This window comes from Micromonospora sp. WMMA1996 (genome assembly GCF_002573675.1).
Taxonomy (GTDB): Bacteria; Actinomycetota; Actinomycetes; order Mycobacteriales; family Micromonosporaceae; genus Micromonospora; species Micromonospora sediminicola.
Window position 1 is genome coordinate 3,859,681 of the sequence record NZ_PDHU01000001.1, and the last position, 23,099, is coordinate 3,882,779.

The window sequence follows — 23,099 nt, forward strand, 5'->3', positions numbered from 1 at the left end:
CGTCGCCCGGTCGTGACCGGACCGCGCCCGGACCGCCTGTACGATGGCCCGTCGTGGCCGTGCCGGTGGTGGACCCCTCGCTGAACTCCTCGTCCGTCGAGGTCGACACCGGCGTGTCCGACCCGCCGCGTCGGCCGCGTCGCCGACCGGCCCGTGCCGACGTGCTGGCCATCGGAGCCTATGCGCTGCTCGGTGTTCTCGTCTGCCTCAACTACTGGGGCGACGTGCAGCACCGGGTCTCCTCGCACCTGCCGACCGACCACAGCTGGTTCGAGTGGCTGTTCGCGCACGGCGCCTACTCGGTGCGACACCTGGAGAACCCGCTGTTCACCGCCCGGCAGAACGCGCCGGACGGGGTGAACATGATGGCGAACACCTCGCTGCTCGGGGTGACGCTGCCGCTGGCGCCGCTGACCATGCTGCTCGGCCCGCAGGTGATGTACGCGCTCTACCTCGGCGCGGCGCTGTCGGCGACCGCCGCCACGTCGTACTGGGTGCTGTCGCGGCACCTGGTCCGCTCCCGCGGCGCGGCCTTCGTCGGCGGGGCGTTCCTCGGCTTCGCACCGGGCATCGTGCACCACGCCAACGGGCAGCCCAACTTCGTGTCGAACTTCCTGCTCCCGCTGATCGTCTCCCGCGTGCTGCGCCTCGGCGAGCCGGGCCGCTGGCGGCGCAACGGCGTGGCGCTCGGGCTGCTGGTGGCGTACCAGATCTTCATCAACGAGGAGATGCTGCTGCTCACCGCGCTGGCCTGCCTGGTCGTCGTGGTGGCGTACGCGGTGCAACGCCCGCGCGCCACGCGGGAGCGGGCGGGCGCGTTCCTGGCCGCGATCGGGGTCGGTGGCGGGGTGGCGCTGCTGCTCACCGCGTACCCGATCTGGTTCCAGTTCAACGGCCCGCAGTCCTACCGCGGCCTGCAGGGCGGGGTCTTCCACAACTGGGGCGAGGACCTGATGGCCTTCGTCACCTTCGCCCGGGACACCGTGGCCGGCGACGAGGCGGTGGAGAAGACCATCGGGCTGACCGAGCAGAACACCTGGTTCGGCTGGCCGCTGGTGCTGGTCGGGCTGGTCGCGCTGGTCCTGCTGGCGCGCCGGTCGGTGCCGGCCCGGATCCTGGCCGTGCTGGTGGTCGTGTTCACGGTCGCCTCGATCGGGCCGAAGGTGCGCTTCGACGGGGTGGAGACCGACGTCGACGGCCCCTGGGCGTACGTGCCGGACGACCTGCCGCTGGTCGAGATGATGATGCCGACCCGGCTGAGCCTGGTGGTGGTCGGCGCGGTCGGCGTGCTGCTGGCGCTGGCCTGGGACGCCCTGGCCCGCGACGGCCGGTCCCCGGTGCCCGCCCCGCGCGCCGGCGACGGCGCCTCCGCGCCGGGCGCCGGGCCCCGTCGGCGGCGCGGGCTGCGCCTGGTCGGGTACGCCGCGATCGCGGCCGCCCTGCTGCCGCTGTTCCCGCGCCCGCTGCCGGCGCAGCAGATCGACCCGCCGCCGCACTTCGTCACCTCGGGCGGCTGGCGCCCCTACGTGCCGGACGGCCGGACGCTGGTGCCGGTGCCGATCCCGAGCAACGTGCACGGGCTGCCGACGCTGCGCTGGAGCGCGCTGACCGGGCAGGAGTTCCCGATCCCGGGTGGCTACTTCATCGGCCCGAACGAGCGGGGTGAGGGCGTCTTCGGCGCCCCGAACCGCCCCACCAGCACGTTGATCTACTCCACCATGGACGCCGACCGGGTCCCGGAGATCACCGAGGAGAACCGCCGGCAGGCCGTCGAGGACCTGCGCTTCTGGCGGGCGTCGGCGGTGGTGCTCGGGGCGAACCCGCGCGAGGCGGTGCTGCGCGACCTGATGACGGCGCTGCTCGGCCCCGCCCAGCGGGTCGACGACGTCTGGCTCTGGGACGTGCGCGACCGCGTGTAAGGAAGGGCCCCTGCTTAACGTATTCGGTAGAGGAGGGGCCCCCTTTTAACACCGCGCGTTAAAAGGGGGCCCCTCCTTGCACCAGGTGCGTCAGCCGAGCAGGGGGCGGACGTCCCACAGGTGCCCGCCGGGCACGTCCCGGCCCGGGCCGACCAGGGCGTCCACGGTGGCGCGTACCGGGTCGGCCGGCGACGAGTCGGCCTGCACCAGCGCCGCCGCCCGCCAGTGTCGCAGGTCCTCGACCGCCTGCCGGCGCTCCACGTCGCCGACCGGCGGCACCTGGCCGGTCTCGGCGGCCCGGCGCAGCAGCAGCGAGGTGGGCCGGTCCGGCGCGCCCCAGCGGGCGGTCGGGTCGGTCGCCGAGTGCGGGCCGATGAAGTAGCCGCCGGGCGCGTCGAACGCCAGCCCGGTGCGCGCCGACCAGAACATGGCCGGGCTGACCGCCGCCCCGGTCACCGGCGGCACCGGCACCAGCGTCCGGCCCGGCGGGACGTACGCCTGCCAGCCGCCGCCGGACACCACGGCCGGCACCGGCGTCACCGGCACCGTGCGGATCGGCGTCGGGGTGAGCGGCAGCAGCGCGGCGGCGACCGCGCCGGCCCACGGCGCCCAGGCGCGCGTGCCGGAGCGCCGGACCCGGTCCAGGGCCAACGCCAGCAGCACCCCGCACACCGGTACGCACACCAGGGCGAACCGCGCCGGCACGACCAGGTCGAGCAGCGGCACCCCGGCGAGCAGGCGGTAAGGGCCGGGCACCCCGGTGTCGTGCCGGTTCAGCACCACGCTCGCGCCGAGCGACAGCAGCGCGAACAGCAGCCCGCACGCGGCGAGCGCGCGCACCAGCGGCCGGCGCCACAGCCGCACCACCACGAGCAGCGCCAGCAGCGGCAGGAACGGCCCGAAGAACGAGTTCTGCTCGGTCGGGTTCGGCGACAGCAGCCCGGCGCGGTGGGCGTCCCCGGCGACGGTCTGCCGCGCGGTGGCGCTGAACGAGGCCAGGTCCAGCCGGTACCCCAGGGTGTGGAACGGCATCCCGCTGTAGTGGCCCGGCCCGAAGAACTGGAACCACAACGGGTACGCCAGCAGCACGCCGGCGACCAGCGCGCCGATACCCAGCCGGCGGGCCACCACCGGGACCAGCCGGCGGGCGGCGGCCCGGTCGGCCAGCGCGTACGCCCCGGCCAGCACCCCGGCCGCGAGGGCCAGGAAGACCAGCACCTCCTCGCCGAGGAAGACCTGGTAGGCGACCGCCAGCCCGAGCAGCACGCCGTCGCGGCGGACCCGGTCGGTGGCCGGCCGGAACACCAGCGCCAGGATCACCGGCACCAGGAACTGGGCGGCCATGTGCAGGTGCGCGCCGGCCTGGGCCACCATGCCGGGGGCGAAGCCGCAGACCAGGCCGCCCACCGCGGCGGCGGCCCGGGAGCGGACCAGCCGGCGGGCGAGCAGCGCGTACCAGGCGGTGGCCGTGCCGGCGAGGCTGAGCGTCACCGCGACGAGGAACGCCACCTGCGAGCCGAACGCCACGGTGACCGGGGTGAGCGGCACGCCCAGCCCGAGCACCGAGGTGTTCGCCATCAGGTTCACGCCGTCCGGGGCGTTCAGCGCGGCGCTCCACAGCGGGTTCTCCCCGCCGGTCACCGCGCGGGCCGCCCGGGCCAGCATCCACTCGAACAGCATCTGGTCGCCGGCCTGGTGGAACAGCCGTTCCGGCCGGCGCCACTGGTCGGTGGTGAGCAGCACGGCCAGACCGAGGTAGCCGGCCACCACGAGCGCGTCGACCGGGCGGGGCCGCCACCGGCGCCGGGGCGCGCGGCCGGGGCGGTCCGCCCCGGTCAGACGGAGCGGCTGGTCAGTGTCCGGACGTCCCACAACCACACGTCCAGCTCCTGCCGGCCGGGGCCGACCAGCTGCTCCACGGTCCGGCGCAGCGGCTCGGCGTTCTGCTCGTTGAGCGGCAGCACCACCACCGCCGCGTTCCAGTGCCGCAGCTCGTCGAGGAAGCGGCGGCGCTGCCGGTCGTCGAGCTTCGGCGTACGCCCGGTGGACGCCACCTCCTCCAGCATCTCCCCGATGCCGCTGGGCCGGCCGCCGAAGCGGCCCGGGTCGCCGGTGACGCCGTTGCGCGGGGCGAGGAAGTAGCCGCCGGGGATCTTGAAGTCGAGGTCGGTGCTGGCGGCCCAGCGCATCGGGTCGGTGTTGCCCATCGCCGGCACCGGCACGGAGACCAGTGTCTGGTCCGGCCCGACGTACTGCCGCCACCGGTCGGCGGTGATGAACTCCGGCACCGGCGGCCGGGTGGTGACCCGCAGCGGCATCGGCGCGATCGGCAGCAGCGCGAAGACCAGGCCGGCGGCGGTCAGCGTGCGGGCGGTACGCCGGTCCACGCCCCGCAGCACCCAGGCGCTGCGCACCGCGTACGCGAGCAGCACCGCGACCGTCACGCCGGTGATCATGCCGAACCGGGTCGGCACCACGGCGTCCAGCAGCGGCAGCCGCACCAGCAGCTCCCACGGCCCGGTGACCAGCTCCCGGTCCCACCAGGAGATCCGCTCGCCGAGCGAGAGCACGGCGAAGAACAGCCCGGTCGCGGCCAGCGCCCGGACCACCACGTCCCGGCGCAGCCAGACCACGATGCCCACGGCGAGCAGCGACAGGCTCCAGCCGAAGAAGGCGTTCTCCTCCGAGTAGTTCGGGGCGAGGTTGACGTTGGCCCGCTCGTTGCCGCCGAAGGTGGGCGAGCCGGGGGCGAAGAACGCGGCGATGTCGTTGCCGTAGTCACGCACCGTGTCGCTGAGCCCGTGGTACGCCATCGGCCCGGCGAACTGCACCCAGAGCGGGTACGCCAGCAGCGCGCCGGCGAGCAGCGCGCAGACCGCGAGCCCGGCGCCGAGCGGTCGCCAGGCGGCGGCCCACCGCGCACGCTGCTGCGCCAGCACGGCGAGCAGGAACACGCCCAGCGCCATGGCGGTGAAGAGCAGGATCTCCTCGTTGATGAACGCCTGCGCGGTGACCAGGAGCGCGAGCAGCGCGCCGTCGCGGACCGGGCGGGTCGACCGGGTCAGCACCAGCACCCGCCAGACGATGAACGGCAGCAGGAACTGGCTGATGATGTTCGGGTGCCAGTTGGCGTGCGACAGCATGGCCGGTGAGAACCCGCAGAACCAGGCGCCGACGGCGGCGGCCGGCCGGTGGCGCACCAGGTGCCGGGAGAGCACCCGGTACCAGGCGGCGGCGGTGCCGGCCAGGCCGAGCGTGACCAGCGTGACGAAGGAGACCGCCGGTCCGAACAGGAGGGTCACCGGCACCATCGGGATGCCGAGCGCCAGGATGGCGGTGTTCGCCATCAGGTTGACCCCGTCGGGGTAGTTGAACTGCTCGGTGAAGAACGGGAACTCGCCGTGCAGCACCACCCGCACCGAGTGGGCGAGGAAGAACTGCACCTGCGCCGGGTCGCTGCTGTAGAGCGCGGCCACCCGGCCGGCGGGGTCGGCCCAGATGCCGCTGGTCACCCAGATCGCGGCGAGCAGGAAACCGCCGTACACGACGAGGTCGATCCGGCGGCGCGTCCAGCGCCACCGCCACCGGCGACGCGCGGCGGGCGCGGCCTCGTCCGCCGGGTCGGCGGGGGGCGGCGCATCGGCGGGGGCCGGCGGGGCCGGCCGGGTGACCGGAGGCCGGTCGAGGGTGACGGAGCGGGGTCCCGTCGGGGCGTCGGCGGCCGGCGTCGAGGCGCCGCGGGTCTCGGCAGGCGTCACAGTCGGCGGAGTCTACCGGAGCCGGATATTGGCGCACGAATCGCGCGTCACGTTCCGCGACGAACGGGTGAGCCGGGCTCGGCCGGGCGACCGGTCGTCTCGTACCATGTGGGCTTCCGACCGACGACCGGCGAGGGGATCAGGGTGGTTTCAGCCCGCCGAGGCGCTACGACGGGCACCGCGCTGGCCGCGCTGCTGCTGGTCACGGTCGGTTGCGGACCGGTCGCCGACCGGCAGCCGAAGGACCTGCGGGTCGGCTACGACAGCCTGGACGGCACCCTGGCGGTCTGGCCGCCGCGCGGCAGCCTGGCCCGCGACGCCGCCGCCACCGCCGGGATCACCGAGGCGGTACGGGACTGGCGGTCCCCGGTGGACGACCGGGTGCACGTGCCCTCCTCCGGCATTCTCTTCTCCGGCCAGGTCGCCGGTTCCGCGCTGGCGCTGGTCGCCGCGGACGTGCCCGGCGAGGCCGCCTCCTGGCTGCTGCAACTCGACCAGGACGGGCAGCGCTGGCGGGTGGCGCACGCCACCGAGTACACCGACCCCGGCTACCTGGTCTACTCCGACGTGCTGCCGGTGCGCCAGCCCGAGGGCCGCCGCTACCTCACCTCCGCCCGGGTGGAACGCCTGCTCGGCCCCGACGGCCGGGTGCTGGGCGGCGCCGACGGCGTGACCGACCCGGTCGCCGTGCCGGCCTGCCGGGCCGTCGAGCTGACCGCGACGCTGCGGCCCACCCCGTCGCTGCCGCGCGGCCGGGCCGCGGACCGCGTCCTCGACCTGGGTACGGCCACCGAGGCGCCCCGCTACCCGCTGGTGCGCGACGAGACCGGCGCCGGCAAGCGGGCCCTGACCGGGCTGGACACCTGCGCGCTGGCCGGTGAGCGGGGCCCGTTCGGCAGCCTCCCCCGCCGCCTCGGCGACCGCGAGGCGCCCCGTTCGGCGCCCGAGTCCTGGCCGATGGCGAAGATCGCGACCCGGTCGCTGGGCGAGGTGGCCCTGGGCGGTGGGGAGCCGGGCGACCTGGAGCAGCTCAGCTGGGAGACGGCCACCGGCACCATGACCGCGGTGGTCTACCGCCCGGCCGGCGGCGGCACCCCGGTGGTCTCCCCCGCCGACCGGTCCACCACGCTGCAGGCCTACCACCTGCCGGTGCCCGGGCAGCCGCTCGCGGTGCTGACCTGGCGTACCCGGGACGCGTCGTTCGCCGCCCCGCCCGGCACCACCCGCCTGGTCGACCGGCCCGGCCTGGTGGTGGTCGAACAGACCGACGCCAAGCAGACGTTCAGCCTGGCCGGTACCGAGAAGACCTGGTACCGCTCCCTGTCCGCCCCCCGCTGACGGCGAGCACCCGCGCGCCGCGTCGGAGGAGACGCCATGGTCGAGATGATCCGTCGGCTCTACGCCCGTCGCCTGCGGGCCGGACTCGTCGACGCGACGCTGCCCCGGCACGTCGCGATGGTGATGGACGGCAACCGTCGCTGGGCGCGGCAGATGGGGTTCGACGATCCCTCGGTGGGCCACCGGTACGGCGCCGCGCACCTGCACGAGGTGGCCGGCTGGTGCGCCGAGCTGGGCATCCGGCAGATCACCCTGTTCGTCGCCTCGGTCGACAACGTGCGTAAGCGCGGCTCCGCCGAGGTGGCGCACCTGATGCGGCTGGTCGAGGAGGTCATCGCCGAGCCGCTGCGGCGACCGGACAGCCCGTGGCGGCTGCACGTGGCCGGCCGGACCGACGTCCTGCCCGACTCGACCCGGCACGCGTTGAAGCTGGCCGAGGAGGACACCCAGGACCGGGCCGGCGGCTTCGACCTCACCGTCGCGATCGGCTACGACGGTCGCACCGAGATCGCCGACGCGGTCCGGCGCCTGCTGCACCATGAGGCGGAGGCCGGGGCCACCCTCACCGAGGCGGCGGCCCGCCTCACCGCCGAGGCGATCGGCGCGCACCTCTACACCGGGGACCGACCGGCCCCCGACCTCGTCATCCGGACCAGCGGGGAACGGCGGATGTCCGGCTTCCTGCTCTGGCAGGCCGTCCACTCGGAGCTGTACTTCTGCGACGTGTACTGGCCCGGCTTCCGCGAGGTCGACTTCCTCCGGGCCCTGCGCACCTACGCCACCCGCACCGCCCGCCCCCACTAGCCACCGTTCCCGCCTCCCCTCGCCCCCACCCCTCCCCACCGTCGATCTTGCAGTTTCGGCCCACGCAATCAGGGCATAAAGGACGAATTCTGGGCCACAATCGCAAGATCGCCGGGGCGGCGGGGCAGTGCGAGCGGCGCGAGGGCGAGCCGGGCCGGGCGGAAATCAGGGGTGGTGGAGGCGCATGCCCAGGTAGGGGGCGGCGGCGGGGCCGGGGCGGGTGGTGCCGTCGGGGCGCCAGCCGTGCCGGGTGTAGAAGGCGCGGGCCCGGGTGTTGCGCTCCCACACCTCCAGCACCCCCACCGCCAGCCCTTCGGCCTCCAGGTGGCGCAGGAAGAGCCCGTGCAACGTGCTGCCGACGCCACGGCTCCAGCACTCCGGGTCCACGTGGATCTGGTAGAGCTGCGCGGCATTCACCTCGGACGAGTGCGGCGGGCCCATGGCCAGCAGGCCGACCACCCGCCCCTCGATGACGGCCACGCGCACGTGCTTGTGCGGCGCGGCGATCGCCGCCGTCCAGCCGTCCCGTTGTTCCCGGGCGAGTTCCGGGTCGACGATCTCGCCGAGGGGCAGCCCACCAGCGCCGTAGTAGGTGATCCGGGCCCGGGTGTGCAGGTCGACGATGTCATCGAGGTCGGCCGGCGTGGCGGCACGCACGTCCATCGCGCAGCCTCCCATGATCCACTCCACGTCGCCGACGTGGTGGCGTCCCGGCTACCTCGACGCCGCCACTACGGCGAACTGGCGGCACGCCGCGGCCGGGACACCTACGGAACAGCGCTCGGGCGGCCCCGCGGGAAAGCGGGACCGCCCGAGCACCGTATCCGGATCAGTTCTGCGCCGTGGCCCCGTCGGTGGCCGGGTCGACCGGCGCGGCGTCCAGGCCGGAGATCCAGCCGGTGACGTCACGCGCCACGTCCTGCGCGGTCAACCGCAGGTCGGCCAGGATCTGCGCGCGGGTGCCGTGCGGGTGCCAGTCGGCCGGTACGCCCAGGTCCTTGACCGGCACCCGGACGTCGGCGTCGCGCATCGCCTGGGCCAGCGCGGAGCCGACGCCACCGACCCGGACGCCGTCCTCGACGGTGACCACGAGGCGGTGCCCGGCGGCCAGCTCGACCAGCTCGGCCGGGACCGGGCGGACCCAGCGCGGGTCGACCACGGTGACGCCGTAGCCCTGCTCGGCGACCCGGGTGGCGACCTCCATGCCCAGGGCGCCGAAGGAGCCGACCGCGACCAGCAGCACGTCGGTACGCGCCGACTCGGCCAGCACGTCCACCGGGCCGACCCGGCGCACGGCCGGCAGGTCAGCGGCGACGGTGCCGGTCGGGAAGCGCAGGATGGTCGGGCCGTCGTCCACGGCGATCGCCTCGCGCAGCTCCTCGCGCAGCGTCGCCGAGTCGCGGGGCGCGGCGATCCGCAGACCGGGCACCACGCCGAAGACCGACATGTCCCAGACGCCGTAGTGGCTCGGCCCGTCGGGGCCGGTGATGCCGGCCCGGTCCAGCACGAACGTGACCGGCAGCTTGTGCATGGCCACGTCCAGCAGGACCTGGTCGAACGCCCGGTTGAGGAAGGTGGCGTAGACCGCGACCACCGGGTGCAGGCCGCCCATGGCCAGGCCGGCGGCGGAGGTGGCCGCGTGCTGCTCGGCGATGCCCACGTCGTAGACCCGCTCCGGGTACTTGCGGGCCAGCGTGGCGATGCCGGTGGGCTCGGCCATGGCGGCGGTGATGCCGACCACGTCCGGACGCTCGTCGGCGATGCTCACCAGCTCGTTGGCGAAGACGTGGGTCCACTTCACCGACGGCGCGGCGACCAGCTGGCCGGTCTCGACGTCGAAGGCGCCGCCGGGGCCGTGCAGGCAGTCCGCCTCGTCGTCCTCGGCCGGACGGTAGCCGTAGCCCTTGCGGGTGACCGCGTGCACGATCACCGGGCCGCCGAAGTTCTTCGCCGCGCGCAGCGCCGCCTCGACCGCCGGCACGTCGTGGCCGTCGACCGGGCCGACGTACTTGATGCCCAGGTCCTCGAACATCGCCTGCGGGGCGACCGCGTCCTTGATGCCCTTCTTGACCGCGTGCAGCACCTCGAACATCGGCTTGCCGACGAACGGGGTGTTGCCCAGCGCGTCCTTGACGGTGTCGAGCACCTTCTCGTAGCCGGGGTTGAGCCGCAGCGACGACAGGTGGTCGGCGAGGCCGCCGATGGTCGGCGAGTAGGACCGGCCGTTGTCGTTGACCACGATGACCAGCGGGTTGCCGGCGGTGGCGATGTTGTTCAGCGCCTCCCAGCACATGCCGCCGGTGAGCGCGCCGTCGCCGACCACGGCCACCACGGCCCGCTTCTCGCCGCGCAGCGCGTACGCCTTGGCCAGGCCGTCGGCGTAGGACAGGGCGGTGGAGGCGTGCGAGTTCTCGATCAGGTCGTGCTCGCTCTCCGCCTGGCTGGGGTAGCCGGAGAGGCCACCGCGCTGGCGGAGCTTGTCGAAGCCCTCCTGCCGGCCGGTGAGGATCTTGTGTACGTACGCCTGGTGGCCGGTGTCGAAGAGGAGCCGGTCGCGCGGGGAGTCGAAGACCCGGTGCATCGCCAGGGTCAGCTCGACCACACCGAGGTTGGGACCGATGTGCCCGCCGGTGCGGGAGACCTTCGCGATCAGGAAGTCACGGATCTCGGCGGCGAGGATGTCCAGCTGCTCGGCGGTCATCCGCTTCACGTCCTGCGGGCCGCGGACGGTGCCCAGCAGCCGACCGTGGTTGGCCGTGCCCTCTTCAACACTCATGACCGGAGAGTCTATCGGCCGCGCCACAGTCCGCAGCCGAGCCGTGGATCAGGCGGCGACCACCAGCCGGCGCGGCGGCGTCGCCCGGGCCGCCCCGAACGGCGGGCCGGCGGGGGTCCAGGAGCCGAGCACGGCGGCCCGGGAGGCGCCGGTGACCGACGGGACCGCGCCGGGCAGCCCGTGCCAGCTCAGCCACCCCAGCAGCGCGAACGCGTACGCCTCCTTGGCCTGGGCCGGCACGCCCAGCTCGTCGGTGGTGCGCAGCCGCCACCGCCCGGCGCCCAGCGCGGCCAGCCGGGCCCGGAGTGTGGGATTGCGCACTCCCCCGCCGGCGGCGACCACCTCGGTCACCCCGTGCCGGTCGCAGGCGTCGGCGACCGTGCGGGCGGTCAGCTCGGTGAGCGTGGCCAGCACGTCGTCGGCGGCCACCGGCTCGCCCAGGGCGGCCAGCGCGGCGTCCAGGTAGCCGCCGTGGAACAGCTCCTTGCCCGTCGACCTGGGCGGCGGCGCGGCGTAGTAGGGCTCGGCGAGCAGCCGGGCCAGCAGCGCGCCGTGCACCCGGCCGGCGGCGGCCCGCGCCCCGTCGACGTCGCAGGGGCGGTCGAGGAAGCGGCGGGCGGCGGCGTCCAGCAGCGCGTTGGCCGGGCCCACGTCGTACCCGAGGACCGGCGCCCCGGGCGCGACCACGGTGAGGTTCGCGATGCCGCCCAGGTTCAGCGCCGCGCGGGCCTCGGCGCTCCCGTGGAGCAGCAACGCGTCGAACGCCGGGACCAGCGGCGCGCCCTGCCCGCCGGCCGCCACGTCCGCCGAGCGCAGGTCGTGCAGCACGGGCACGCCCACCCGGGCGGCGACCCGGGCCGGCGCGCCGAGCTGGAGGGTGCCGCGCACCCGGCCGGCCTCGACCCAGTGGAAGACGGTCTGGCCGTGGGAGACGACCGCGTCGACGGCGCCCCCGGCCAGCTCGACACCGACGGCCGCCGCCTCGGCGAACACCTCACCGAGCCGGTTGTCCAGCCGGCACACCGCCTCGATCGTGGTCGCGGCCGGCGGCAGCAGCGCGCCGATCTGCGCCCGCAGGTCGTCCGGGTAGGCCAGCTCGCGGTGCCCGAGCGGACGCAGCCGCAACGTGTCCCCGTCGAGGGTGAACTCGCCCGCCGCCACGTCCACCCCGTCGTACGAGGTGCCCGACATCAGCCCGACGATGCGCAAGGAAGGGCCCCCTTTTAACGGATCCGGTAGAGGAAGGGCCCCCGCTTAACGCGCCGGGGGCAGGAACAGGCCGACCAGCTCGACGTGCTGGGTCATCGGGAACAGGTCGAACCCGCGCAGCGCGGCCAGCCGCCAGCCCGCCTCGGCGAACGTGCGCACGTCCCGGGCGAAGGCGGCCGGGTCGCAGGCCACGTACGCGACCGCGCGCGGCCCGGCGGCCACCACGCCGCATACCACCGGGGCGCCCGCGCCGGAGCGCGGCGGGTCGAGCACCACCAGGTCGACCGGGCCGGTGATCCGGCGCCGGGCCAGCGCGGTCTCGACCCGGGCCGCGACCACCTCGACGGCGGGCAGGTCGGCCAGGTTGGTGCGGGCGGCGGCCACCCCGTCGGGCGCCGACTCGACCACCGTCACCCGGGCCCCGTCGACCCGGCCGGCGAGCGCGGCGGCGAACAGCCCGGCCCCGCCGTACAGGTCCCAGGCGCTCTCGCCCGGACGCGGGTCGAGCAGATCGAGCACGGCGCCGACCAGGGCATCCGCCGCCGCCGGGTGCACCTGCCAGAAGCCGGAGGCGGGCAGCGTGAAGGACCGCCCGGCCGCCGTCTCCCGGACCCGCTCCGGCCCGCTCACGGCCGTGGCGACCCCCTCGGCGTACGCGACCACGGCGACGTCCCGGCCGGTGCTGGCGACCGTCTCCACGGCGTCGGCGTGCGGCCAGCGCGCCCCGGTGGGCGGCAGCACCGGCAGCTCCTGGATCGCCGGGTGGGCGATCAGGCACCTGTCGATCGGCACCACCTCGTGCGAGCGGTGCTTGAGCAGCCCGGCCCGGCCGGTCGCGTCGACCGCGTAGCGGACCCGGGAGCGCCAGCCCAGCGGCCCGCCGGGCAGCGCCTCGACCCGGACGCCGAGCGCGTCCACCTGGGCGTCGGTGAGCCGACCCAGCCGGGTGAGCTGCTCGCGCACCACGGCGACCTTCCAGTCGAGCTGGGCCGCCGGGGCGACGTGCTGGAGGTCGCAGCCGCCGCACGCGCCGGGCCGGGCGTACGGGCAGGGCGGGACGACCCGGTCCGGGGAGGCGTCGAGGATCTCCACCGCGTCGGCGCGGGCGAAGCCACGGTGCAGCTCGGTCACCTCGGCCACCACCCGCTCGCCGGGCAGCGCGTGCCGGACGAAGACCACCTGGCCGCCGACCCGGGCCACGCAGTGCCCGCCCGGCGCGACCGCGTCGACGGTCAGCTCGACCCGCTCGGCCTCCTCCAGCCCGGGGCGTTCCGGCGCGGCGCTCACGGCGTCCTCCTTCGTTCGCGACTGCGAGGCTCGCAACACCGGCTCACTCCTCGCGCTCACGGCGTCCTCCTTCGTTCGCGACTGCGGGGCTCGCAACACCGGCTCACTCCTCGCGCTCACGGCGTCCTCCTTCGTTCGCGACTGCGAGGCTCGCAACACCGGCTCACTCCTCGCGCTCACGACCGGCCTCCCGGCTCGTCGGAGGGCGCCGGAGCGACCGGTGGCACGGTCGGCGGCAGCGTGCTCTGCGGCGCCACCCGGGGGCCGCGGGCCGGACCACGGCTGAGCGTGGCGTCGAGGCGGTCCAGGTTCTTGCTGGCGGTGGAGGCGAGCTGCCAGGGCACGCTGGTCACCATCACGCCCGGCTCGAACAGCAGCCGGCCCTTGAGCCGCAGCGCGCTCTGGTTGTGCAGCAGGTTCTCCCACCAGCGCCCGACCACGTACTCGGGGATGAAGACGGTGACCACGTCGCGGGGCGACTCGCGGCGGACCGAGGCGACGAAGTTGAGGATCGGCCGGGTGATCTCCCGGTACGGCGAGTCGATCACGGTCAGCGGCACCGGCAGCTCCCGGCGCTCCCAGTCGGCCTGGAGGTCCCGGGTGTCCTTCTCGTCCACGTTGACGGTCACCGCGGTCAGCGTGTCCGGCCGGGTCGCCCGGGCGTACGCGACGGCCCGCAGGGTCGGCTGGTGCAGCTTGCTGACCAGCACGATGGCGTGGTTGCGGGCGGGCAGCACGGCCCGTTGCTCGGTCGGCTCCAGCTCGGCCGCGACCCGGTCGTAGTGCCGGCGGATGGCGAGCATGACCACGTACATCACCGCCATGGCGACGATCGCGATCCACGCGCCGAGCAGGAACTTGGTGACCAGCACGATGATCAGCACGATGCCGGTCATGGCCATGCCGAACGTGTTGATCGCCCGGGAGCGGATCATCCGCCGCCGCGCCTCCGGGTCGCGCTCGGTGCGCAGGTGCCGGTTCCAGTGTCGGATCATGCCGGCCTGGGAGAGCGTGAACGAGACGAAGACGCCGACGATGTAGAGCTGGATGAGCCGGGTCACCTCGGCCTGGAAGCCGACGATCAGCACCACCGCGAAGACGGCGAGGAAGACGATGCCGTTGGAGAACGCCAGCCGGTCGCCCCGGGTGTGCAGCTGGCGCGGCAGGTAGCGGTCCTGGGCCAGGATCGAGCCGAGCACCGGGAAGCCGTTGAACGCGGTGTTGGCGGCCAGGAACAGGATCAGCGCGGTCATGCCGGCGACCACGTAGAGCAGCACCGAACCGCTGCCGAACACGGTCTCGCCGAGCTGCGCGGTGACCGTCTTCTGCACGTACCCGGCCGGGCCGCCGACGATCTGCGTGGTCGGGTCCTCGACGAACTGCAGGCCGGTCTTGCGGGCCAGCAGGATGATGCCGACCAGCATGGTGACCGCGATGGTGCCGAGCAGCAGCAACGTGGTCGCCGCGTTCTTGGACTTGGGCGACTTGAACGCCGGTACGCCGTTGGAGATGGCCTCGACGCCGGTGAGCGCGGCGCAGCCGGAGGAGAACGTGCGCAGCAGCAGGAAGATCAGCGCGAAGCCGGTCACGCTGTGCTCGGCGTGGATCTCCAGGCCGGCGCTGGGAGCCTGCAGGTCGTCGCCGAGCACGAAGATCCGCACGAACCCGGTCAGCAGCATGCCGCCGATGACGATGACGAAGCCGTAGGTGGGGATCGCGAACGCGGTGCCGGACTCGCGCAGGCCGCGCAGGTTCATCGCGGTGAGCAGCACGACCGCGCTGACCGCGATGAGCACCTTGTGGGTGGCCACGAACGGCACCACCGAGCCGAGGTTGGCCACGCCGGAGGAGACCGACACGGCGACCGTGAGCACGTAGTCGACGAGCAGCGCGCTGGCCACCGCGAGGCCGGCGCGCGGCCCCAGGTTGACGGTGGCCACCTCGTAGTCGCCGCCGCCGGAGGGGTACGCGTGCACGTTCTGCCGGTAGCTCGCCACCACGGTGAGCATCACCACGACGACGGCGAGCGCGATCCACGGCGAGAAGAAGAACGCCGAGGCGCCCGCGATGGAGAGCGTCAGCAGGATCTCGTCCGGGGCGTACGCCACGGAGGAGAGCGCGTCGGACGCGAAGACCGGCAGCGCGATGCGCTTCGGCAGCAGGGTGTGCTGCAGGCGGTCGGACCGGAACGGTCGACCGAGGAGGAGTCGCTTCAGCAGCGAGGTGGGTCGGGCCACAACCGCCAAGCGTACGGCCAGCCGGCTCGGGACGGTGGGGTGGCTGATCACCCCCGCGCGCGACCGCGCGGTACGGTTCGGTGCCCCGTCGCGGGCGGGGACGTGGCAGGCTCGCAGACGACGGGTCGGCGGGCGGCACCGTGGGAGGAGCGGACACCGTGCATGTCGTGATCATGGGCTGCGGCCGGGTCGGGTCGACCCTGGCACACAGCCTGGAGTCCCGGGGGCACTCGGTGGCGGTGATCGACCAGGACGCGGACGCGTTCCGCCGGCTCGGGCCGGACTTCGCGGGCATCACGGTCACCGGCGCCGGCTTCGACGGCGAGGTGCTGCGTCAGGCCGGCATCGAGCGGGCCGACGCGTTCGCCGCGGTCTCCAGCGGCGACAACTCCAACATCATCTCGGCCCGGCTGGCCCGGGAGACGTTCGGCGTCTCCCGGGTCGCGGCCCGGATCTACGACCAGCGCCGCGCCCAGGTCTACGAGCGCCTCGGCATCCCCACCGTGGCGACGGTCCGGTGGACCGCCGACCGGATGCTGCGGCACCTGGTCCCCGAGGGCAACGTGGAGATCTTCCGCGACCCGACCAGCACCGTGTCGATCATCGAGGTGCCGGTGCACAAGGACTGGATCGGCCGGTCGCTGCGGCAGCTGGAGGAGGCCGTCGGCGCCCGGGTGGCCTACCTGACCCGGTTCGGGATCGGCACCCTGCCCACCGCCTCCACCGTGGTGCAGGAGGGCGACCAGGTCTTCATGCTGGTGACCGACGACATCACCGCGTCGGTCACGTCGGTGGCGGCGACGCCGCCGGAAGGGGGGCACTGAGCCATGCGGATCGCCATCGCCGGCGCCGGCAACGTGGGCCGCTCGATCGCCCAGGAGCTGATCGACAACGGCCACCAGGTGATGCTGATCGAGCGGCAGCCCAAGATGCTGCGGCCGGACCGCGTCCCGGCCGCCGACTGGGTGCTCGCCGACGCGTGCGAGCTGGCCAGCCTCGAGGAGGCCAACGTGGCCGGCTGCGACGTGGTGGTGGCGGCCACCGGCGACGACAAGGTCAACCTGGTGGTCTCGCTGCTGGCCAAGACCGAGTTCGCGGTGCCCCGCGTGGTCGCCCGGGTCAACCGGGCGGAGAACGAGTGGCTCTTCACCGACCAGTGGGGCGTGGACGTCGCGGTCAGCAAGCCGCGGGTGATGGCGGCGCTGGTCGAGGAGGCGGTCACCGTCGGCGACCTGGTCCGGCTGATGACGTTCCGGCAGGGCGAGGCGAACCTGGTCGAGATCACGCTGCCGCCGACCGCGCCCTACGTCGGGCAGCCGATCCACGCGGTGCCGCTCCCCCGGGACGCGGCGCTGGTGGCGATCCTGCGCGGCAAGCGGGTGCTGGTGCCCACCCCGGACGACCCGATCGAGGCCGGCGACGAGCTGGTGTTCGTGTGCACGGCGGAGGTGGAGGACGAGGTGCGCGGCGTCATCCTGGGCCCGGAGAGCACCGAGCGGCACCGCGGCCGCCCCTGACGGGCGGGAGGATCCTCAGGCGCCGGGCAGCGGGGCGGGTGCGCCCTCCCGGGTGACCCGGCGCACCACCCAGACCGTGATCAGCAGCAGCAGCGCGTACGGCGGGTAACCCAGGGCGAGCCGGGCCACGCCGAGCGCGGTGTCCTGGTGGGCCAGGTAGAGCCCGGCCTGCACGCCGACCTTGGCCAGCCACACCACGCCCCAGAGCACGGTGAGCTGGGTGAAGGTGCGCACCAGCCTCGGGTCGTCGCGCCACTCGGAGCGGCCCTTGGCCACCAGCACCGACCAGATCCAGCCGACCAGCGGCTGCCGGATCGCGGCCGACAGCAGCAGCGCCAGCCCGTAGCCGATCCCGTAGAGGATGCCGGGCAGGTAGAAGTCGCGCTCGTTGCCGGTGCGCCAGGCGATGGCCGCGCCGATGCCGACGCCGAAGAGCCCGTTCACCGCGTGCCGCACCGGCCGGCGCTGCACCAGCCGGAGCACGGCGATCAGCAGCGCCACCGCGACCGAGGCGATCACCGCGGGACGCAGCTCGCCCACCACGTTGGCGATCACGAAGACCACCACCGGGATGCTCGACTCGACCAGGCCGCGCCAGCCGCCCAGCTGGTCGGCCATCTGCTCGGCGATGCTGGGCAGCCGCTCGTCGTCCTGCGGGTCGAGCCCCGACGGGGTGTGCTGCTGTCCGGTCGTCACTTCGGCGACTCCAGCTCGTAGTACGGGTTGTAGATCACCTTGCGGTCGTCCCGCACGGCCACCCGGCCGCGGGCGGTGAGGTGCCGGCCCGGCTCGATCCCGGCGATGTGCCGCCGGCCCAGCCACACCAGGGTGACCACGTCGTTGCCGTCGTAGAGGTCGGCCTCCAGCGTGGGCAGGTTGGTGCGCGGCGTGTAGACCACCGTGCGCAGCCGCCCGGCCACCGAGACGACCTGGCCCCGGTTGCACTGGTGGGTCGGCGTGCCGCCGGACTCGGCGCTCTCGCGGCGCAGCTCCTGCGCCTCGATCTCGGCCTCGCTCGCGGTGAGCCGTTGCAGGAGCCGCCGCAGCGACACCCGGCCCTGGTCGGTCGTCATGACCTCCGCGTCACCCTCTCCACGCCGGGGCTCCGCGGACGGCGGAACCGTCCCGCCAGCGTACGCCGATCCGGCGCGCCGGCGGGACCGGCGTGGGCGCGCACGCGACGGGCCCGGCGCCGCCGGCCCGGAGGCCGACGGGACCGGGCCCGGCACGGTGCGTCAGACCTCCTGCGGACCGGCGGCGGCCTGCTCCTGGGCGGCCTGCTGCTCGGCGACCTCGCGGGGCAGCCGCAGCGGCAGCGGCTCCCGCACCGGCTTGGCCTCCTGCCCGCGGTCGACCACCAGGCCGTCCAGGCAGGCCGCCAGCGGGCCGGCGGCGGTCGGGTCGGTGGCCGCCTGGCCCTGGAAGACGCCGCGGACCATCCAGCGCGGCCCGTCGATGCCGACGAACCGCAGGTCGGTCATGCCGTCCGGGGTGCGCAGCCGGGCGCGCAGCTCGGTGCCGTACTCGCCCTCGACCTCCTGGGCCGCGGCGCCGTCGTTGAACAGCGACTGGCGGATCTCCTCGCGCACCTCGTCCCAGATGCCGTCGGACCGGGGCGCGGCGAAGACGCCGAGCTGGAGCGCGTTCTGCCCGTGCACCAGCACCACCTGCTGGATCACCCCCTGCGGGTCGGCCTGCACCCGCACCTCCACGTCCGGCACCGCCGGGATCTGGAGGCTGCCCAGGTCCAGCCGGGGCGCGTCGGGCGCCTCACTGACGTCGTACGGGCCGCGGGACGGCCCGGCGGCCTCCTCGACGTCGAGGACCGCGTCGTCACGCGTCTCGTCGGCCCGCTTCCGGGAGAAGATCACTGCGCCCACCCTCCGCTGTTCGCACTCACCCTGCCACCTCTTCGTCCTGCCCACCGGCCGGAGCCGGAACCAGCCCGGCGTGCCCGCCGGTGGATCCGTGCCCACCGGTACCGCGCCGCGACCCGGGCAGCTCGGCGACCGGCCGGAACTCGGCCCGGGCGACCCGCTGCACCACCAGCTGGGCGATCCGGTCGCCCCGGCTGATCGTGGCCGGCGTGTCCCGATCATGGTTGATCAGGTTGACCAGGATCTCACCCCGGTAGCCGGCGTCGACCGTACCGGGCGCGTTGAGCACCGTCACGCCGAGCCTCGCGGCCAACCCCGATCGGGGGTGGACCAGTCCCACGTACCCCTCCGGCAGCGCCACCGCGACGCCGGTGGGCACCAGGGCCCGGCCGCCGGGCGGCAGCTCCACGTCCACGGCGGACACCAGGTCCGCGCCGGCGTCGCCGGGATGGGCGTACGCCGGCAGCGGCAGCTCCGGGTCGAGCTGCCGTACGGGCACGGGTACGACGTCTGTCACGGTCATCCTCTTCCGTCCGGTCCTCGCGGGGTGACCCTGCCATCCTGCCGGTTGGCCGACCCGCCGCGCGCCGTACCCTCGCAGTGTGCGTCAGTCGTCATCCCCGGCCGCCCCGACGGCCACCCCCGCGTCGTACGCGGAGCGCCTCGGGCTGCCCTGGTGGGCCTGGCCGGTGGGCCTGGCGGTGGCCGGGCTGCTCGCCGCCGAGCTGTGGCTGGGCGCGACCGGGGTCCGCGCCTGGCTGCCGTTCGTGCTGCTGATCCCCGGCACGGTGGCCGCCCTGTGGTGGCTGGGCCGGATCCGGGTCGAGGTGCGCGACGGCGAACTGCGGGTCGACGACGCCCACCTGCCGGTGCGGCACGTCGCGGACGTGGTGCCGCTGGACGCGGCCGGCCGGCGCGAGGTGCTCGGCGTCGGCGCCGACCCGCTCGCCTTCGTGGTCCAGCGTCCCTGGGTCGGCGGCGCGGTCCAGGTGGTGCTGGACGACCCGGCGGACCCGACCCCGTTCTGGGTGGTCAGCACCCGGCGTCCGGTGGAGCTGGCGGCGGCCCTGCTGGCCGCCCGCGACGCGGACTGACCGTCCCCCGCCGGGCCCTCAGCCCCGCTTGTGCGGCAGGCCGCGGGCCGTGTGCCGGAGATCCTTGCGGAGCTGCTCGCCGAGCGCGCGGGTGGCCCGCCGGTTGAGGTAGCCGGCCACCGCGGCGCCGGTCAGGAACGGCCCGAGCGTGGTGAGGTTGCGACCGAACCGGCGCAGCAGGCTGTCGCGCAGCTCGCGGCGGGCGGCGGTGCCCAGCACCGCGCTCACCCCGACGCCCGGCATCATCGGGTTGATCCCCCGCTGCCCGGCCCAGGACTGCACCAGCGCCACGGCGCGGGCGGTGCCGCCGGTGGGCAGCGGCATCCGGTGGATCTCGTGCAGCTCGCCGATCAGCTTCAGTTCGATCGCCACCACCGCGACCGTCTCGGCGGCCAGCAGGACGGGGGCGGAGAGCAGCGTGGGCGTGACCGCCCACTCGACCGCGGCGACCCCGCCGCCGGCCGCGCCCACCCCGGCCGTGGCCCGGGAGGCGTTGCGGACCAGCCGGTCGGCCAGCGCGTCGTCGTCCAGCCCCGGGAAGTGCCGCCGGAGCGTGGCCAGGTCCCGGATCGGCACGTGCGGGGCGACCTCGGCGACGGTGTCCGTCATCCAGCGCAGCGCCGCCTTCGGCTTGAACAGGTCGGTGATGCCGCGGGCCCGGGCCTGGCCGACCATCCGGACCAGCAGTTGCCGGCGGCGGGCCGGCGCGATGTCGTCGGCGGTCAGGGCGGCGACGGTCGCGCCCAGCTCGTCACCGTCCGCACCGGACGGCGCCCGGCCCGGCTCCGCCGGAGCGGTGGCCGCGTCGGGGGTGGTCGGCGCCGGTCCCGGCTCCGGGGCCGGCGTCCGGTCGGTCCCGTCCGCACGCTCGCTGCGCTCGCTCACCCGTCCGCCCTCCTGCTCCGTGCGGCGTGGCAGCCGCCGCTACGAGTCAAGCAGCTTCCGGCCACCCGCGCACGGCGGCTCGAACAGCGGCGGCCCCGCACCGGGGCCGCCGCCGGTTTCCCCGGACGGGATCAGACGCACTCGCGGCAGATCAGGTCGCCGTTGCGCTCGACCGCCAGCTGGCTGCGGTGGTGGACCAGGAAGCAGCGCGCGCACCGGAACTCGTCCTGCTGCATCGGGAGGACCTTGACCGTGAGCTCCTCGTCGGCCAGATCGGCGCCGGGCAGCTCGAAGCTCTCGGCCACCTCGGCCTCGTCGACGTCCACGGCGCCCGACTGTGAGTCGACCCGCCGGGCCTTGAGCTCTTCCAGGCTGTCCTCGCCGAGGTCGACCTCGTCGCGACGCGGGGCGTCGTAGTCGGTGGCCATCGGTTTCACTCTCCAATATCGATATGGTCGCTGCCGGTTGTAACGCCGGACGACGCCGTTTCGGTTCCCCTGGTCGGCCACCATCTGTGTCGGGCACCCGACCCGACGACCGTTGGGTCGGGCTCGCCGGAGCGGAACCCCCCGGCGAGCGCGGAACCTTACCCCCCCTTTGGGCGAGGCATGTATACCGCCCTCGCGGGAGAGATGTACGCCCCTGCGCCCGAAGTTGTTCCCAATGTGACTCAGGCGACACGAAGATAGGGGTAGTCCTACCCGTTCCCCCGGTGGCGCGCCGGCATGTCGGACTGTTTCCACGCGGGAGCCGGACAAGGGTTAACCTCAGCGGCGTACTGGACGGCCACAGACGCGGCCCGACCGCGGCGGCCGCCGCCACCCAATCACTGTCCGGGGGAGCGCCCAGGATGAGTTTTGCGCGAGTGCGGGCACTCGTTGTCGTCGGACTGCTGGCGGTCATCGCCCTGGTCATCGTGGTCGTCGCCGTGGTGCGCGACACCCAGAGCAAGGCGGGCACGGCCGCCGGGTGCCCGGACGGCTGGCAGCTGGTCGACCTGCGGCTGCGGGAGCAGAAGGACGTGAAGCTCAACGTCTACAACGCCACCGACGAGGCCGGCCGGGCCGGCCTGGTCGCGGACGACTTCCGCAACCGCAAGTTCCAGGTCAAGAAGGTCGGCAACGAGAAGAAGGCGTTCGACGGCGTGGCCGTGCTGCGCTACGGCCCGAAGGGCGTCGGCTCGGCGCACCTGCTGCGGGCGTACTTCCTCAACGAGGCCGAGCGGAAGTTCGACCCGAACCGCAAGGACGACAGCGTCGACGTGGTCCTGGGCAACGGCTTCCAGCAGTTGGCCACCACCACCGAGGTGAACCAGTCGCTCGGCGACCTGGGCGCGCCCGAGGCGCCGCCGGAGACGTGCCCGATGCCGTTCGACAAGTGACCGGTGGGCCGGTCACCCGGCCCGACCCGACGACGACGCAGGGCGGCCTCCGCGGTTCGGGAGGCCGCCCTGACGCGTACGAGGGCGCGTGCCGGTCACGGCCCGCCGGAGGCGTCCAGGTCGGCGAGGCGGGTGTGCAGTGGCCCGTGCAGCGCCGGCGGCGCGGCGAGCACCAGGTCCGGCCCGGCCGCCCGACCGGACAGCCCGGTCACCAGCAGCCCGGCCTCGCGGGCGACCAGCCCGCCGGCGGCGAGGTCCCAGGCGGCGAGCCCCTTCTCGTAGTAGGCGTCCACCCGCCCCTCGGCGGCCAGGCAGAGGTCGAGCGCGGCCGCGCCCATCCGGCGGATGTCCCGCACGTGCGGGATCAGCTCGGCGACCACGCGGGCCTGGTGCGCCCGGCGGCCGGCGTCGTACCCGAAGCCGGTGGCGACCAGCGCCTGCCCCAGGTCGGTCTCGGCGGAGCAGCGCAGCCGCTCCCCGTCCCGCCAGGCCCCGCCGCCGGCGGTGGCGGTCCACTCCTCGCCGGTGGCCACGTTGCGCACCACCCCGGCCACGACCTCGCCGGCCACCTCGGCGGCGAGCGAGACCGCGCAGTAGGGCAGCCCGTAGAGGTAGTTGACGGTGCCGTCGATCGGGTCGACGATCCAGCGCACGCCGTCCTCGGCGGCCGGGCCGGTGTCCCCCGTGCCGTACTCCTCGCCGAGCACCGCGTCGCCGGGACGGCGCTCCCGCAGCGCCGCCAGCACCTGCCGCTCGACCGCGCGGTCGGCGGCGGTGACCACGTCGGTCACCGTGCTCTTGGTCGCGGCCACCGACACGCCCTCGGCCCGCATCCGGTGCGCGGTGGCGGCGGCGTCGCGGGCCACCTCGACGGCGATCGTGAGCAACTCCCGCGGCGTGGGCGCCGAGGTGATCATGTTCGTCCCCTTCCCGCACGATCGGGACCGCCCGCATCGCGCGTGGGTATCATCCTTACAAAGTCCACATCTGCACTGATTCGGCGGTCCCGGACCACCG

The 23,099-nt window shown here is 74.6% G+C and carries 21 protein-coding genes; 7 read left to right on the top strand and 14 right to left on the bottom strand.

Annotated features, from left to right (window positions below; translation table 11 throughout):
- The first annotated feature begins 53 nt into the window (after positions 1-53).
- The gene (locus COO58_RS17765) at positions 54-1,919 is read left to right on the top strand and encodes a hypothetical protein (protein WP_098745833.1); all 1,866 of its coding nucleotides are present in this window, start codon (positions 54-56) and stop codon (positions 1,917-1,919) included.
- Between the two features lie 90 nt (positions 1,920-2,009).
- Here COO58_RS17765 and COO58_RS17770 read toward each other — a convergent pair whose 3' ends face one another.
- Both COO58_RS17770 and COO58_RS17775 read right to left on the bottom strand, forming a co-directional pair.
- On the bottom strand, positions 2,010-3,797 hold the full coding sequence (locus tag COO58_RS17770; RefSeq protein WP_098745835.1) for a hypothetical protein: 1,788 nt from the start codon (positions 3,795-3,797) through the stop codon (positions 2,010-2,012).
- Entirely contained in the window at positions 3,755-5,677 is a 1,923-nt protein-coding gene (locus tag COO58_RS17775; protein WP_098745836.1) for a hypothetical protein, read from the bottom strand. The genes COO58_RS17770 and COO58_RS17775 overlap by 43 nt, the downstream gene beginning before the upstream one ends.
- A gap of 144 nt (positions 5,678-5,821) precedes the next feature.
- Here COO58_RS17775 and COO58_RS17780 point away from each other — a divergent pair, with 144 nt between their 5' ends.
- Both COO58_RS17780 and uppS read left to right on the top strand, forming a co-directional pair.
- The gene (locus COO58_RS17780; RefSeq protein WP_098746426.1) at positions 5,822-7,015 is read left to right on the top strand and encodes a hypothetical protein; all 1,194 of its coding nucleotides are present in this window, start codon (positions 5,822-5,824) and stop codon (positions 7,013-7,015) included.
- Positions 7,016-7,051: 36 nt separating this feature from the next.
- Complete coding sequence (gene uppS, locus COO58_RS17785; protein ID WP_091579507.1) at positions 7,052-7,819, top strand: polyprenyl diphosphate synthase; 768 nt, start codon at positions 7,052-7,054, stop codon at positions 7,817-7,819.
- A gap of 165 nt (positions 7,820-7,984) precedes the next feature.
- Here the strand turns inward: uppS and COO58_RS17790 are convergent, their stop codons facing one another.
- The 5 genes from COO58_RS17790 to COO58_RS17810 all read right to left on the bottom strand — a co-directional run bounded on the left by COO58_RS17790 (position 7,985) and on the right by COO58_RS17810 (position 15,328).
- Positions 7,985-8,482, bottom strand: coding sequence for a GNAT family N-acetyltransferase (locus tag COO58_RS17790; RefSeq protein WP_255292664.1), 498 nt, complete (start codon positions 8,480-8,482; stop codon positions 7,985-7,987).
- 166 nt (positions 8,483-8,648) lie between these two features.
- Positions 8,649-10,595, bottom strand: coding sequence for a 1-deoxy-D-xylulose-5-phosphate synthase (gene dxs, locus COO58_RS17795; RefSeq protein ID WP_091579513.1), 1,947 nt, complete (start codon positions 10,593-10,595; stop codon positions 8,649-8,651).
- Positions 10,596-10,643: 48 nt separating this feature from the next.
- Positions 10,644-11,786 (bottom strand): anhydro-N-acetylmuramic acid kinase, encoded by a 1,143-nt coding sequence (locus tag COO58_RS17800; protein ID WP_255292665.1) that lies wholly within the window; start codon positions 11,784-11,786, stop codon positions 10,644-10,646.
- 63 nt (positions 11,787-11,849) lie between these two features.
- Positions 11,850-13,091, bottom strand: coding sequence for a class I SAM-dependent RNA methyltransferase (locus COO58_RS17805; RefSeq protein ID WP_255292666.1), 1,242 nt, complete (start codon positions 13,089-13,091; stop codon positions 11,850-11,852).
- A 176-nt stretch (positions 13,092-13,267) separates the two neighbouring features.
- The gene (locus tag COO58_RS17810) at positions 13,268-15,328 is read right to left on the bottom strand and encodes an APC family permease (RefSeq protein ID WP_091583949.1); all 2,061 of its coding nucleotides are present in this window, start codon (positions 15,326-15,328) and stop codon (positions 13,268-13,270) included.
- 158 nt (positions 15,329-15,486) lie between these two features.
- On the opposite strand from COO58_RS17810, the gene COO58_RS17815 reads away from it, so the two are divergent.
- Together COO58_RS17815 and COO58_RS17820 are read left to right on the top strand one after the other, a co-directional pair.
- Positions 15,487-16,152 carry a TrkA family potassium uptake protein gene (locus tag COO58_RS17815; protein ID WP_091579521.1) on the top strand — a complete coding sequence of 222 codons (666 nt, stop codon included), beginning with the start codon at positions 15,487-15,489 and terminating at the stop codon, positions 16,150-16,152.
- A 3-nt stretch (positions 16,153-16,155) separates the two neighbouring features.
- Complete coding sequence (locus COO58_RS17820; protein WP_091579526.1) at positions 16,156-16,845, top strand: TrkA family potassium uptake protein; 690 nt, start codon at positions 16,156-16,158, stop codon at positions 16,843-16,845.
- Between the two features lie 15 nt (positions 16,846-16,860).
- On the opposite strand, the gene COO58_RS17825 is transcribed toward COO58_RS17820, so the two are convergent.
- The 4 genes from COO58_RS17825 to dut all read right to left on the bottom strand — a co-directional run bounded on the left by COO58_RS17825 (position 16,861) and on the right by dut (position 19,239).
- Positions 16,861-17,541, bottom strand: a complete 681-nt coding sequence (locus COO58_RS17825) for a DUF3159 domain-containing protein (protein WP_091579530.1) — start codon at positions 17,539-17,541, stop codon at positions 16,861-16,863.
- Positions 17,538-17,918, bottom strand: a complete 381-nt coding sequence (locus tag COO58_RS17830) for an OB-fold nucleic acid binding domain-containing protein (protein ID WP_091579534.1) — start codon at positions 17,916-17,918, stop codon at positions 17,538-17,540. Before COO58_RS17830 ends, COO58_RS17825 begins: the two co-directional genes overlap by 4 nt.
- Positions 17,919-18,080: 162 nt before the next feature.
- The gene (locus COO58_RS17835; RefSeq protein ID WP_091579538.1) at positions 18,081-18,716 is read right to left on the bottom strand and encodes a DUF3710 domain-containing protein; all 636 of its coding nucleotides are present in this window, start codon (positions 18,714-18,716) and stop codon (positions 18,081-18,083) included.
- Positions 18,717-18,741: 25 nt separating this feature from the next.
- Positions 18,742-19,239 carry a dUTP diphosphatase gene (gene dut, locus COO58_RS17840; RefSeq protein WP_172968011.1) on the bottom strand — a complete coding sequence of 166 codons (498 nt, stop codon included), beginning with the start codon at positions 19,237-19,239 and terminating at the stop codon, positions 18,742-18,744.
- 85 nt (positions 19,240-19,324) lie between these two features.
- On the opposite strand from dut, the gene COO58_RS17845 reads away from it, so the two are divergent.
- A complete protein-coding gene (locus COO58_RS17845) occupies positions 19,325-19,816 on the top strand; it encodes a DUF3093 domain-containing protein (protein ID WP_098745841.1) in 492 nt (163 codons plus the stop codon).
- A gap of 18 nt (positions 19,817-19,834) precedes the next feature.
- Here COO58_RS17845 and COO58_RS17850 read toward each other — a convergent pair whose 3' ends face one another.
- Together COO58_RS17850 and COO58_RS17855 are read right to left on the bottom strand one after the other, a co-directional pair.
- Positions 19,835-20,563 (bottom strand): hypothetical protein, encoded by a 729-nt coding sequence (locus COO58_RS17850; protein WP_172968012.1) that lies wholly within the window; start codon positions 20,561-20,563, stop codon positions 19,835-19,837.
- Between the two features lie 269 nt (positions 20,564-20,832).
- Positions 20,833-21,129: a DUF4193 domain-containing protein gene (locus COO58_RS17855; protein WP_013284790.1), complete on the bottom strand. Its 297-nt coding sequence runs from the start codon at positions 21,127-21,129 to the stop codon at positions 20,833-20,835.
- A 437-nt stretch (positions 21,130-21,566) separates the two neighbouring features.
- Between COO58_RS17855 and COO58_RS17860 the strand changes: the two genes are divergently transcribed.
- Positions 21,567-22,082, top strand: coding sequence for a LytR C-terminal domain-containing protein (locus tag COO58_RS17860; RefSeq protein ID WP_176558891.1), 516 nt, complete (start codon positions 21,567-21,569; stop codon positions 22,080-22,082).
- A 95-nt stretch (positions 22,083-22,177) separates the two neighbouring features.
- On the opposite strand, the gene COO58_RS17865 is transcribed toward COO58_RS17860, so the two are convergent.
- On the bottom strand, positions 22,178-22,999 hold the full coding sequence (locus COO58_RS17865) for an inositol monophosphatase family protein (RefSeq protein ID WP_098745843.1): 822 nt from the start codon (positions 22,997-22,999) through the stop codon (positions 22,178-22,180).
- Positions 23,000-23,099: the final 100 nt, after the last annotated feature.

Coding starts and splice junctions, on each gene's coding strand:
- dxs (WP_091579513.1), bottom strand. CDS start 10,595: ATGAGTGTTGAAGAGGGCACGGCCAACCACGGTCGGCTGCTGGGCACC.
- uppS (WP_091579507.1), top strand. CDS start 7,052: ATGGTCGAGATGATCCGTCGGCTCTACGCCCGTCGCCTGCGGGCCGGA.
- COO58_RS17855 (WP_013284790.1), bottom strand. CDS start 21,129: ATGGCCACCGACTACGACGCCCCGCGTCGCGACGAGGTCGACCTCGGC.
- COO58_RS17830 (WP_091579534.1), bottom strand. CDS start 17,918: ATGACGACCGACCAGGGCCGGGTGTCGCTGCGGCGGCTCCTGCAACGG.
- COO58_RS17865 (WP_098745843.1), bottom strand. CDS start 22,999: ATGATCACCTCGGCGCCCACGCCGCGGGAGTTGCTCACGATCGCCGTC.
- COO58_RS17820 (WP_091579526.1), top strand. CDS start 16,156: ATGCGGATCGCCATCGCCGGCGCCGGCAACGTGGGCCGCTCGATCGCC.
- COO58_RS17790 (WP_255292664.1), bottom strand. CDS start 8,482: ATGGACGTGCGTGCCGCCACGCCGGCCGACCTCGATGACATCGTCGAC.
- COO58_RS17800 (WP_255292665.1), bottom strand. CDS start 11,786: ATGTCGGGCACCTCGTACGACGGGGTGGACGTGGCGGCGGGCGAGTTC.